12 protein-coding genes are annotated in these 12457 nt (G+C 69.5%); 5 read left to right on the forward strand and 7 right to left on the reverse strand.

The window, feature by feature from the left end; translation table 11 throughout:
- Nucleotides 1-2 precede the first annotated feature (2 nt).
- The gene (locus T328_RS18945) at nucleotides 3-1331 is read left to right on the forward strand and encodes an SAM-dependent methyltransferase (RefSeq protein WP_496497259.1); all 1329 of its coding nucleotides are present in this window, start codon (nucleotides 3-5) and stop codon (nucleotides 1329-1331) included.
- Nucleotides 1332-1349: 18 nt separating this feature from the next.
- Here the strand turns inward: T328_RS18945 and T328_RS18950 are convergent, their stop codons facing one another.
- Nucleotides 1350-2513, reverse strand: coding sequence for an ABC transporter ATP-binding protein (locus T328_RS18950; protein ID WP_496497260.1), 1164 nt, complete (start codon nucleotides 2511-2513; stop codon nucleotides 1350-1352).
- An 83-nt stretch (nucleotides 2514-2596) separates the two neighbouring features.
- Between T328_RS18950 and T328_RS18955 the strand changes: the two genes are divergently transcribed.
- From T328_RS18955 to T328_RS18970, 4 genes are all read left to right on the forward strand, one after another.
- Complete coding sequence (locus tag T328_RS18955) at nucleotides 2597-3331, forward strand: ABC transporter permease (protein ID WP_496497261.1); 735 nt, start codon at nucleotides 2597-2599, stop codon at nucleotides 3329-3331.
- Nucleotides 3331-4122: an ABC transporter permease gene (locus tag T328_RS18960; protein WP_496497262.1), complete on the forward strand. Its 792-nt coding sequence runs from the start codon at nucleotides 3331-3333 to the stop codon at nucleotides 4120-4122. The genes T328_RS18955 and T328_RS18960 overlap by 1 nt, the downstream gene beginning before the upstream one ends.
- A gap of 165 nt (nucleotides 4123-4287) precedes the next feature.
- Entirely contained in the window at nucleotides 4288-5277 is a 990-nt protein-coding gene (locus T328_RS18965) for an ABC transporter substrate-binding protein (protein WP_496497263.1), read from the forward strand.
- A 144-nt stretch (nucleotides 5278-5421) separates the two neighbouring features.
- Nucleotides 5422-6720 (forward strand): right-handed parallel beta-helix repeat-containing protein, encoded by a 1299-nt coding sequence (locus T328_RS18970; protein WP_496497264.1) that lies wholly within the window; start codon nucleotides 5422-5424, stop codon nucleotides 6718-6720.
- Nucleotides 6721-6723: 3 nt separating this feature from the next.
- Here the strand turns inward: T328_RS18970 and T328_RS18975 are convergent, their stop codons facing one another.
- The 6 genes from T328_RS18975 to T328_RS19000 form a co-directional block, all read right to left on the reverse strand.
- Nucleotides 6724-7347 carry a hypothetical protein gene (locus T328_RS18975; protein WP_496497265.1) on the reverse strand — a complete coding sequence of 208 codons (624 nt, stop codon included), beginning with the start codon at nucleotides 7345-7347 and terminating at the stop codon, nucleotides 6724-6726.
- Nucleotides 7344-8291 (reverse strand): hypothetical protein, encoded by a 948-nt coding sequence (locus tag T328_RS18980; RefSeq protein WP_496497266.1) that lies wholly within the window; start codon nucleotides 8289-8291, stop codon nucleotides 7344-7346. The genes T328_RS18975 and T328_RS18980 overlap by 4 nt, the downstream gene beginning before the upstream one ends.
- 14 nt (nucleotides 8292-8305) lie before the next feature.
- Nucleotides 8306-9646, reverse strand: a complete 1341-nt coding sequence (locus tag T328_RS18985) for a putative T7SS-secreted protein (protein WP_496497267.1) — start codon at nucleotides 9644-9646, stop codon at nucleotides 8306-8308.
- A 2-nt stretch (nucleotides 9647-9648) separates the two neighbouring features.
- Nucleotides 9649-9942 (reverse strand): hypothetical protein, encoded by a 294-nt coding sequence (locus T328_RS18990; protein WP_496497268.1) that lies wholly within the window; start codon nucleotides 9940-9942, stop codon nucleotides 9649-9651.
- A 721-nt stretch (nucleotides 9943-10663) separates the two neighbouring features.
- Nucleotides 10664-11224 (reverse strand): hypothetical protein, encoded by a 561-nt coding sequence (locus T328_RS18995; protein WP_496497269.1) that lies wholly within the window; start codon nucleotides 11222-11224, stop codon nucleotides 10664-10666.
- 479 nt (nucleotides 11225-11703) lie between these two features.
- The gene (locus tag T328_RS19000) at nucleotides 11704-12351 is read right to left on the reverse strand and encodes a hypothetical protein (RefSeq protein WP_496497270.1); all 648 of its coding nucleotides are present in this window, start codon (nucleotides 12349-12351) and stop codon (nucleotides 11704-11706) included.
- Between the last annotated feature and the right edge of the window lie 106 nt (nucleotides 12352-12457).

The raw sequence follows: 12457 nt of genomic DNA on the forward strand, positions 1-12457 counted from the left end.
CTGTGGAGAACAGTGGGACGAGGGGACGGGGCGCGGGGGCGGAACCGGGCGCGGAACCGGGCGCGGAACCGGGCGCGGCGGGCCTCCCGCGCGCGAGCGGCCCGGTGCGCTGGCGGGAGGCCATGGGGCGGGCGCTGTACGGGCCGGGGGGCTTCTACCGCCGGCCCGGGCCCGGAGCCGGGGCGGCGGCGCACTTCCGTACCTCGGTGCACGCGTCGCCGCTGTTCGCGGCGGCGGTGGCGGAGCTGGCGGGGCGGGTGGCGGTCGCGCTCGGGCGGCCGGCGGAGCTGGACGTGGTGGACGTCGGGGCGGGGCGGGGAGAGCTGCTGACGGGGGTGCTGGCGGCGTACGAGGGGCCCGGGCGGCTGCGGGCGTACGCGGTGGAGGTCGGCCCGCGGCCGGAGGGGCTGGACGAGCGGATCACGTGGCTGGCGGGGCCGCGGGAGGGGGTGCGGGGGCTGCTGTTCGCCAACGAGTGGCTGGACAACGTGCCGGTGGAGGTCGCGGAGACGGACGAGCGGGGCGTCGCGCGGTACGTGGAGGTCGCGGCGGACGGCACGGAGCGGCTGGGCGCGGAGGTCGGCGGTGCCGACGCGGAGTGGCTGCGCCGCTGGTGGCCGCTGGCCGGCGCCCCGCCGGGCAGCCGGGCGGAGATCGGCGCCCCGCGCGACGTGGCGTGGTCGGCGGCGGTCAGCGCGGTGGCCTCCGGCCTCGCCCTCACCGCGGACTACGCCCACACCCGGGCCACCCGCCCTCCGTACGGCACGCTGACCGGCTTCCGCGACGGGCACGAGGTGCCCCCGGTGCCGGACGGTAGCTGCGACGTGACGGCGCACGTGGCGCTGGACGCGGTGGCCGCAGCGCTCGGCGGGGGCATCGGTCCGGTGCCGGCGGAGGACGGTGGCGGCGGCCGGGCCGGTGAGCGGGCCGGTGGCCGGGCTGGTGAGCGGGCCGGTGAGCGGGCCGGTGAGCGGGCCGGTGGGCGGGCCGGTGGCCGGGCCGGTGAGCAGGCCGGTGGGCGGGGTGCCGACCGCCCGGGCCGGCCGGAGGGTGCAGGCGACGGCTCGCCACCGCACCCGCTGGACCTGCCGTCCGGTGCCGCGGCGCCGACGCGGGACGGGCAGCCGCTGCTGCTGTCGCAGCGGGAGGCGCTGCGGGGGCTCGGGCTTGACGGCAGCCGGCCGCCGCTGGCGCTGGCGTCGACCGACCCCGCCGGCTACCTGCGGCGGCTCGCCGCCGCCGGGCAGGCGGCCGAACTCCTCGACCCCGCCGGGCTCGGCGGCTTCACCTGGCTGGCCCACCACGTCGGCATCGCCCCGGTGCTGCCCTGACGCGCCCGCCGCGGCGCCTCACACCTGCGGCAGCGAGTCCAGCTCCACCTCCGCCCGGGCCACCGCCCGCGCGTCCGCGTCTATCGACCGCCGCAGCGCCTCGTGCAGGCTGGCCGGCGTCAGGACGCCGACGAACCGCCCCGTCTCCTCGTCGTCCACCACCGCGATCCACCCCGCGTCGTACTGCAGCATCGTCGCGAACGCCCTCTTCAGGCTCGCCCCCAGCGGCAGCCAGGCGTCCATCCGCCGCGCGTAGTCCGACACGGCGCCGCCCTTGGCGATCTCGTCCGCCCCGACCCACCCGTGCAGTTCGCCTTCGCCGTCCAGCACGACCGCCCACCGCGCGCCCCGGTCCCGTAGCGCCGCGCCCGCCGCCCGGGCGTCGTCGTCGAGCCGGACCACCGGCGGCTCCTCCAGGTCGCCGCGCTCGATCTCCGTCACCGACAGCCGCTTCAGCCCTCGGTCGGCGCCGACGAAGTCGGCGACGTACGGGGTCGCGGGCGCGCCCAGGACCGCCGCCGGCGAGTCGAACTGCTCGATCTTCCCGTTCCCGAAGACCGCGATGCGGTCCCCGAGCCGTACCGCCTCCTCGATGTCGTGTGTGACGAAGAGCACGGTCTTGCGCATCCGCGCCTGCAGCTTCAGGAACTCGTTCTGCAGGTGCTCCCGCACCACCGGGTCCACCGCCCCGAACGGCTCGTCCATCAGCAGCACCGGCGGATCCGCCGCCAGCGCACGCGCCACGCCGACGCGCTGACGCTGGCCGCCGGAGAGCTGGTCGGGGTAGCGGCGGCCGTGTTCGGCCGGGTCGAGGCCGACCATGTCCAGCAGCTCCGCCGCCCGCTTGAGCCGCTTCTCGCGCGGCCAGCCCAGCAGGTGGGGCACGGTGGCGGTGTTGTCGAGGACGGTCCTGTGCGGGAAAAGGCCGACGTTCTGGATGCAGTAGCCGATGTGGCGGCGCAGTTCGACGGGGTCGGCGGCCATGACGTCCACACCGTCGACCTCGATGCTGCCGGAGGTCGGCTCGATGAGCCGGTTGACCATCTTCAGGGTGGTCGTCTTGCCACAGCCGGACGAACCGACCAGCGTCACCAGCTCGCCCTCGGCGGCCTCGAACGACAGGTCGCTCACCGCGTTGGTCCCATCGGGGTACCGCTTGGACACGTGCTCGAATCGGATCATGTTTCCACATTGTGCCCTGCCCGCGGCCTCCGATGTCAGAGGCGGAAGGTCTAATGGAGCTGCCTACGGGAAGGAGCGGTGGCGTGAAAGCCTCCAGCTGCCTGGCAGCGAACGAGTGGATCTGCGGTGAATACGTCCGCAGCCGCAGCGACGAGCTCGTCGACGCCACGGTCCAGCACGTCTGGATCACGCTCGCGTCCGTGGCGATCGGCCTGCTGGTCTCCCTTCCGCTGGCGCTGATCGCCCGCCGCTGGCGGGTGCTGACTGGCCCGGTGCTCGGCCTGACGACGGTGCTGTACACGATTCCGTCGCTCGCCATGTTCTCCCTGCTGGTCCCGCTGATGGGCATTTCGGCGTCCGTCGTCGTCACCGGCCTCGTGCTCTATTCGCTGACGATCCTCATCCGCAACCTGCTGGCGGGGCTCGACTCCGTGCCGGCGGAGACCCTGGAGGCGGCACGCGGGATGGGGTACGGGCAGACGCGGCTGCTGTTCGCCGTCGAGCTGCCGCTCGCGCTGCCCGCCGTCATGGCCGGGCTGCGAATAGCGACGGTGTCGACGATCGCGATGACGACAGTCGGCGGAATCATGGGCTACGGCGGCCTGGGCAACCTCATCGTCGAGGGCATGCGCAGCCTGTTCAAGGCCCAGGTGCTGACCGCGTCGGTACTCTGCGTGCTGCTCGCCGTGCTGGCCGACCTGCTGCTCCTGGGGCTGCAGCGGCTGCTGACACCGTGGGCGCGGACGCAGCGCGGAGCCGGTGGCGGCAGGTTCCGCGCGAGGGCGGCCGGGCGGCAGCGGCAGAAGGAGGCGGCCTGATGGGCACCATCGCGGATGCGTGGACGTGGCTGACCACGGGGTCGAACTGGTCGGGGCAGAGCGGCATCGGCGTGCGCCTGGGCGAACACCTGTATCTGACGGGCATGTCGCTCGCCATCGCCTGTGCCATCGCGCTGCCGATCGCGTTCTGGCTGGGCCACATCGGCAAGGGCGGCACGCTCGCGATCAACATCTCGAACGTCGGCCGGGCCGTGCCCACGCTCGCGGTGCTCGGGCTGCTCCTGCTCACCCCGCTGCGGATGCACGGGGACTGGCCGACGGTCATCGCGCTGGTGCTGTTCGCGGTGCCGCCGCTGCTGACGAACGCGTACGTGGGCATCCGCGAGGCCGACCGGGACGTGGTGGAGGCGGCGCGGGGCATGGGCATGTCCGGGCCGCAGCTGCTGGGCCGGGTGGAGCTGCCGCTGGGTTACCCGCTGGTGATGACCGGCCTGCGGTCGGCGACGGTGCAGGTCGTCGCGACGGCCACGCTGGCGGCCATCGCGGGCGGCGGCGGGCTGGGCCGGATCATCACCGCCGGCTTCCGGACGTACAACACCCCGATGGTGGTGGCCGGCGCCTTCCTGGTGGCGGTGCTGGCCCTGGTGCTGGAGGGCGTGCTCGTCGTCGCCGAGCGGCTCCTGGACCCGATGCGGGGCCGCCGCGGCGGCCGTCGCGGGCGCGGGCGCCGTACGCCGGCGGGCGACGACCCGGGGGCGCCGAAGGCGCCGGGAGCGGAGGAGACGGACGTACCGGCGGAGGAACAGAAGCCGGCGCCGGCGCCGCTGTAGGGTTCGGCGTCACGCCACGTCACGTCGCCCGCAGCGCCGCGCCGCACGTCACGTGGCGCCGGCGTGCGCGTAGGAGGTCGGCATTCTCCTCCGGAAAACCAATCGAATCGCACGCAACCCACACCCCCCTCGCGCAGCCTTGCCACGAATATCAACTCCCTAAGGATGGAGAATCCCTTGATCACCAACCGCGTTCGAGCCCGCGCCGCCGCCTCGGTGCTGGCCGCCGCCGCCCTGACCGCGGGGCTCGCGGCCTGCGGCGGCGACAGCCTGGAGGAGAAGGGCGGCTCGGACACCTCGGACGGCGACAAGTCGTCCCTGGTGGTGGGCCAGGCCGGGTTCACGGTCTCGACGGTGACCGCCGAGCTGTACTCGGCCCTGCTGAAGGACGCCGGCTACGACGTCACGATAAAGAAACTGGAGAACCGCGAGCTGTACGAGCCGGAGCTGGAGAAGGGCAGCATCGACGTCTTTCCGGAGTACGCCGCGACCCTCGCCGAGTTCCTCAACGCGAAGGAGAACGGCGCGGAGGCGCCCGACAAGAACCCCGTCGCGTCGAACGACGTGGACGAGACGGTGACGGCGCTGCGGAAACTCGCCGAGCCCCGCGGCCTGAAGGTGCTCTCCGCCGGTGACGCCGTCGACCAGAACGCTTTCGCCGTCTCCAAGGACTTCGCCGCCGAGAACGACCTCAAGACGCTGAGCGACCTCGGCAAGACCGGCGATGCCATCCGCCTCGCGGCGGGCGACGAGTGCCCGGAGCGCCCGTTCTGCGAGCCGGGCCTGGAGAAGACGTACGACATCGACATCACGAAGATCGACCCCCTGGGCGTCGGCACCCCGGCGGCCAAGCAGTCGGTCCAGGACGGCACCAACGAGCTGGTCCTGACGACCACCACGGACGCCACCCTGGACGACTTCGACCTGGTGCTGCTGGAGGACGACAAGGGTCTGCAGAACGCGGACAACATCCTCCCGGTCGTGAACGCCGACGCGGCCGGCGACAAGGAGATCGCGGCCACGCTGGACAAGCTGACCCAGGTGCTGACGACGGAGGACCTGATCGAGCTGAACCGCAGGGTCGACGCGGAGCGGATGAAGCCGGAGGACGCGGCGAAGGAGTATCTGGAGGAGAAGAACCTGCTCGGCTCGTAAGGCGAACGGGCCCGCCGGGCCGGGGAGTGCCCGGGCCCGGCGGGTCCTCGGGCATGTCCGCGGAACGGGCAACCGATCCGGCCCGGGCGGCAACCAACTCACGCGCGCAGCGCGCACCCCCCAGTACCCGGGAGTTGGTCCCCCATGGCACCGGACAAGCCCAGCAGCCACAGTCCCGCGCGCGGCCGTGCAGGTCGCGCCGGTCGTCTCAGCCGCCGCACCGGTCGTGTCGGCCGCGCCGGTCGTGCCGGTCGTGCCGGCCATCGACGCCGTCGCACCGCCGCGCTCACCGCCGCCTGCCTGACGGCACTCGGCGCCGCAGCCGCCACGCTGACGGTCCAGGGCAGCGCCCAGGGCGAGGAGTCCGCAAAGCCCGCGCAGCAGGCGCAGCAGGCGTGCGGCGACGGTTCGTACGACGCGGAAGCGGTGAAGAGCGGCAGCACGTGGACCGCGCGCCGCGGCGATTCGGTCGTCTACACCGGCGACGACATGCTGTCGGCCATGAGCGCCGCCGTCGGCAGCCTCACTGAGGGCCGTACGTCGAAGGAGCGCGTCGTCGTCCGCGGCTCCGGCACGATGAGCGCCGACTCCCGCCTCTCCCTCCCCAGCCACACCGCCCTCGACGTCTGCGGCACCATCGACGTCACCGGCTCCGGCTCCGGCGACCGCGCGCCCATCTACGCCCGCGGCGTCACGGACATCGAGGTCCAGCACCTCAACCTCACCGGCAGCCCGCTCTACGGCATCTTCATGCGCAACGTCACGGACGTGACCCTCGGCCAGATCGACATGCGCCTGTCCGCCGGCCTCGGCATCCGCATCGACAACCACGGCGACACCAGCGTCCCCACCCGCAACGTCGACATCGGCGACGTCTACGTCTCCGGCGCCAGCGCCCACGCGGTCGAGACGTACGGCGTCGACGACCTCACCATCGGCACGGTCACCGCCCGCGACGTCGGCGAGTCCGGCCTGCTGCTCAACGACACGACCAACGCCACCATCGGCACCGTCGACGCCGTCGACGCGGGCACCGGCACCGGCTACGCCGCCTTCCGCATGGCCAACCGCAACGGCCGCATCGGCGACAGCTACGCCACCAACATCCGCGTCGGCCAGGTCATCGCCCGCGGCGGCGGTCGCGGCGTCTTCTGCGTCTCCGAGAGCGGCGGCGCGGTCATCGACCGCGTGGACATCGCCGACACCGGCAACAACGCGGTCCTGCTGGAGAACTGCTACAACGTCACCATCGCCGGCCAGAGCGGATCCGTATCCGGCCCGGGAGACATCCGTATCGCCGCCCGCTCGGAGTTCGCGAACTCCCGGGACATCACGCTCCAGAACCTGACGGTGACGAACTCCGCTATCAACGAGAATCCCTGCGCCGACAACCTGACCGTACGGAACGTACAGCTCGTCAACTCCAGCCAGAACACCTGCTGACGCCTATTCCTGGGGCGGGGAGAAGCTGACGGTCTGCAGGACGGCGGCGGTCATGTCGCAGAACTCGCCCCAGTAGTCGGTGGCCGCGGTGTCGAGCGTGAACACGCCGACGTACGGCCCGGTGGGAAACGGGACGTGCACCTGGATCTGCCCCGTGCGGAGCCTCGTCTCCTGCCCGTCGGCCGCAAGCTCGGCGGGCACGGTGAACTCCCGCAGCGTGATACAGGAAACCGCCGGGCCGCACGGCAGATCCACCCACCGCACGTCGTTCGTCTCATCCCGTACAAGAACTTCCCGGATCCCGTTGGCAGCGGCCTCGACGGAGGGGTGCCCGCTCTCCACCGCCCCCACGTTGAACGTGCAGTGCGCAACCCCGCCCTCGTCCCGGGCGAACAACCCCAAAGCCGAATAATCCAGCCCGCAACTCCCCATCAGCTGGCCCATGTCGGCGTAGTACGGCGCGGTGGCGGCCCACAGGCCGTCGTCCCCGTTGGGCAAGAGTTCCCGCACGAACCCGTCGGCCAGAGCGGTGCGTTCTTCGGCGGTGGCGGCGATGGGCAGGGGGTGGAAGCCGTCGGGAACGGTGAACCAGACGGGAGGTATGGCGTCGGTGTCGGGTAAGGTCATCGGGAATCGTCACCGAACCAATCGAAGTCAGCGGGATCGTATTTGACAGGTTCGCCTTGCGGACCGAACACGTGGCTGCGCCGCCGGCGGGTTCCGTAGACGGGGTGGGCGATCTCGGAACACGCTTCGAAGTTCAGGTTTCCACTCGGCAGTCTGGTGACGACGTGATAAGGGCACGCGGCACCCGCGGGAGAGTCACCCTTGGCGGGTTCACACTTCTCCAGGAAACCGTCGATGGCCTGACGTTGACGAGGAGTGAGTTGATCGGGCGGAATGAATTCACTCGGGATACCGGTATGCAGGATCAGGCGGAACACGCAGTTCTGTTCGTACGAGTGGAGCCGGCACCACGAGCCGTCGGTGAACGTGATCGTGAAATCGAGTCGCCCCTCACTGAACCGCTTCTGCTGCACCTGAGCGAGGGCCAAGCGGTCCACCTCCCAAAGAAGTTCGTCGCGGGAGGTGTCGTCGTCAGGAAAGCCGACCACCACCAAGCGCACGTCGGTGAGAATCAGGTGGGTCCGGATGTTCGCGGGGCGGCGCGCGGGGTCGAGTTGCCAGGGAAGGGTTCTGGCGAGCCCATCCGCTTGCGCCCACATGACCGGGAAGTCGTCGACCTCGTTCTCCGGGTCCTCACTCTTGCCGCGAAGCTTCGGCGAACCGAACGGGGTCCCCACGGCCCCCAGGACGCCGGCGGCGAAGGCGACCAACCCATGACTCACCACGCCCACGCCCCTGGCCGTGCGCCGGGCGTTCTGGTCCGCCCGGCTGCGCACCACGTACGTCGGCCCGTCAGGCCATCCGGTTAACTCGTGCTGGATGTCGCGGCGTTCGGTGTCACGAAACCAGCGCTTACCGGAGACCGGCGTCGCCATACCCGAGGCGAACTCCACCGGCCCACGGCTAAGTAAGTTCTCTCCCTGACGTGGCTCCCAGGCAGCCATGATCCGCCCTCTCCTCAACGGCCGAAAGCCGCCTCGAAACGATCACCAATATTCACATCAACGCCGAGGTGCTGCGGAAGGGTCACCAGCTTCGGCGCCATCTTGATCCCGGAGTCCAGCATCCGACCACCCGCAGAGAACTGATCAATGGCCACGTTCCCGCCGCTGATTAAGCTGAGCCCTCTGGTACCGAGCCACTGACCTTCCCCGTACCCCGCCTGCGCCACGCCGGCCATGCGGCTACGCAGACCACTCTCCGCGAATTCCACAATCCCGATATCCTTACGCCCCCACAGAGCCACGTTCTTACCGAACACGGTTTTCGGGACACCACCCGTGACACGGCCGGCATTTTCACCGAACGAGACGTAGTTGCGCACGTTCTTCACTGCGTCGATGTAGTTCGTCCCGAGATCCAAAGCGCGTGCCTGCGCCGCCGCAGGGGTGGCCAGCTTCGCGCCCTTCGTGAACGCCCCCAAACCGGGCAGCACGCCGAGGGCGTCCAGGCCGATGGTCGCCCAGCTGATGTCAGCACCTGCCGCCTTCGCGATCCCGTGCGCGGCCAGCGTCAGACCTCCCGTAACCAGCGCGGCCGTCGCGAAAGCCGCACCGATCCCGAAGGGAGCGGTGATGATGGCCAGCACCGCCAGCGCCGCGGTGACGTAGCTGAGCACGTCGCCGATCGCCTTGATCAGGTCCGCGTGGTCCTTGACCCAGTCGACCGCGCCGTCCAGTACGTCCGAAACACCGCTCGCGATACGGTCGAACAGCCCCGGCTCGTCCGGGGCTATGTCTCCCGCGCTGTCCAGTTCCCGGACGATCGACCACGCCTTGGTGAAGTAGCGCTCCTTCAACTCCTCGGCCCGGCGCCGTACATCCTCCAACGCGTCACCGGCCTTCTCCGCCGCCTTCTCGCGCTTGTCCTGCTCCTTCTTCTGCGCGTCCGACGCCTTGTCGTTATCCGACGCCCCGGGGAACGGCGCCGCCTTTCCGACGTCTAGGAGGCGCTGCGCGTCACCGAGGGCCTCCTGCTTCCGCCGGGCCTCGCGCTCCAGCGCACGTGCCTCGTCCTGGAAACCGTCCAATTCCTTGGCCCAGCGTTGCAGGGCGTTGGCCGCCTTCTCGAAGGAGGTGTGCGCCCGCTTGATGTCGGGGGTGACGTTGTCGGCAACGTGGTCGGCGAAGGCGTTCGCGGCCTTGCCCTTCCAGACCCCCTGGTCGAGGCGCTCCAGCTCCCTGGCGGTGGTGCCCAGCTCACCGGCGAGCCGGCCGATGGAGCGGGACAGGTATTTGGTGCTGTGCGCGTCACCGGGTGTCGGGTCGAAGCCGAGGGTGGGGTAGTCCTTGTCGGCCACCGTCAACTCCCCTTGGGCTGCAGGGCTGCTTCCAGTTCCTTTTCCAGCCCGTCGAAGTCATCAGCGATTTTCCGCAGCATCTTGGCGGCCCCGTCGGCGTGCTCGCCCAGCTGGTCGATCCCGTATTCCCACGACTCGGCGAAATCCTGCAGCTCACGCATGAGCATCCAGGCTCCGACCACGTCGGTGTCGGCGCCCCTCATCGACCGGGCAGCGTGGTCCAGCCGTTTGGCCATTGTCGTGAACGTATGGAACAGCTCGTCGAGAACGTCACCCTTGATCTTTAAGTCTGCCATCTCGGTCCTTCCGTCGGGGTCGACGTACTGTCGCTACGGGGCACGGGCCGGCCCCGGCATTGCGAGGCTCCGTACGACGTGACGCTAGCGAAGAGGGGTGTCGTCGCACCACCCCGATTTTCCGTCAGACATTGCCTCTTGAGGCAATGATGGAATTTCACCAATGGACCGGCTCCGGGCCAGGAGACGCCCCTCGCCTGCCAGATCGGCTCCTTTGCAGGGTGGCGTACGACACGTCCCGACCGACCGGCCTCCCCGGTCACCGCGAAAGGCGTAGGCGACCGGGCCTATGCCTAGCGGCGTTCAGGGTCTGACTGTCGGCCAGGCGTTCTTCTCGCTCTGCTCAAGATGCATGGTGTATCGCGCGTAGGACTTGGCACCAATACACAACTCGTCGTGCTGAGTGCCCGTCTTGGCGCTGGTTCTGGCCTTCTTCGGGCCACCGGCCTACGCGCCCTCGAAGACGTTCCCCGCTGGGCCGGGCAACCAGGTCTGCGGTCTCCCCGCGGCCGAATCGGTCGGCGAGGGGGCAGGGGTAGCCGCACCGAGGTCGTTGACCTGCTGAATGCGTTCGTGTCGTCGTCGCTGTCGCCGCAGGCGGCGAGAAGGAGACTCAGCACGGCGACGACTGCTACGGCGGCAGGGAGGGGTCGAAGGTTCACGGTCAACTCCCTGTGACGAAAGTGGGTTCTCCACGCCAGGTGGCGGTCGGTCAGGTCGGTCAGCGGACGACGGACTGGACCTCCCTGACGGTGACGTCCTGCTCGCTGGCGAATGTCCCGGAGGGGAGTTCGGCGGGGTCGGGGTTGTTGGTCCCGGTCCAGCTGACGTTCCAGGTGACGCTGCCTTCGAACTCGTACGGCCCTGTCGCCTCGGTGGACCGGAGGTACTGCACGCCACACGGCGGCGACTCCTCGGCTCCGGCCGGCCGCTTCCGGCCGACGCTGCCGTCGTCGTTGAGGGGGCATTCGCCGGATTCGGGGAAGGTGAAGGCGTCCTCGGTGCCGGGGTCGATGTGCAGACTGCCAGGGGTGGCGGTGGTGGTGGCGGAGATGCGGAGCACGTCGACGGACGCGGTGACGGAGACGGGCTGGAAAGCGGCATCGTCCAGGGACACCCAGGTGGGGAGGTTCACGACCTGCCGGTCGCTGTCGGGTTGCAGGGTCGGGGTGACCTCCGGGATACGGATCTCCTGGTAGGCGAGCTGGGCGAGGATCTCAGGGCTGATGGTGTTCTCGATCTCGGGAGGCGGCTCGTCTCGGATATCGACCCAGAAGGGCATCCCGCCGCAGTCAAGCGTATCTGGACTATCCGACTGACTGGGATCCTTGTACACCCCCCACCAATAACCCTCGTCATTCTTATCGACGTTGAAGGGGCCGTGCTTTCCGTCGATGTACTTATCCTTCATCGCTTTCGCATTGTCGACGTCGTGTTGCGGACTCAGGTCAACGATCCCGTCGAACCGGGTTTGTGCGGCCTCTTCCGCGGTCCACTTCGGCGCATACCAGCATGCCGGGGGAGACCAATTCCCGATGGGCGTCAGCGCCCCGCCGCCTTCACCCCCGTTTCCTCCACTGCGTGAGTAGGAAATCTTGGCGCCGGCCTGCGCAGAAATCGCGCCGTTCTGGGAATCTCCCTTCTCCTTGGGAGGTTCGAGGAAGTTTCCTGCATCTCCTCTACCACCGCCCTGGGCGTGGGCCGGGCTCACACCCAGGGCCGTGGCGATGGCGATCGCTCCAAGGAATGCTGGTAACCGGCTCATTTCTCGCACTGCCCTGCACCCCGTTCAGAGATTCCGTCAGTCATCTGCCAGACACCGAGCTTGTTCTTCTCATAGCGCGTGTTATAGAGCACGTTGGCACTAGCCCCACCAGAGGAGTTCTTGATGGGCTTGCCCGTCTTGGCGTCGGTGATGTACGAGTCGCTCTCGTCCGAGCAATAGATCACAACGGTTGCTCCGTCGTCGCGGCGACTTACTTCTCTCACGGTGAAACGAGTCGTCCCAGCCCACGCATGACTCTCATCCAGATAGCCCTTGATGTAATCGGTCGCATTCTGTCGAGCAGCCCCGACCAGGTAGAAGTCCAGCGCTTCCGTCTCCGTCGTGCCTCGGAAGATGGCATCGTCGATAGCGTCGATCATCTGTGCGCTGTCTCGGAGGACAGCGTCCTCCACGGGGTCACTTCTCGTCCAGTCCTCGAACACGTTCTCCGCGTCGTCCGGCAGTTCGATCTCCGGTCTCCCCGCCGCCGAGTCGCTCGGCGAGGGGGACGGGGTGGCCGACTCTGTGCCTTTGATCTTGTCGTCGGCGTCTGCGTTGTCGTCGTCGCTGCCGCCGCAGGCGGCGAGGAGCAGGCTCAGGGCGGCAACGGCCGCCGCGGCGGCGGGGAGAGGACGGCGCTTCACTTCGGCTCCGGGGGATAGGGAGGATCTCTGTGTGACGTGACGCTATCGAAGGTTGATCCAGTTGCACACCGTCGAATTTTCGTCAGCTATTGCCTCTTCCGGCAAT

The organism is Streptomyces sp. CNX435 (assembly GCF_059570575.1).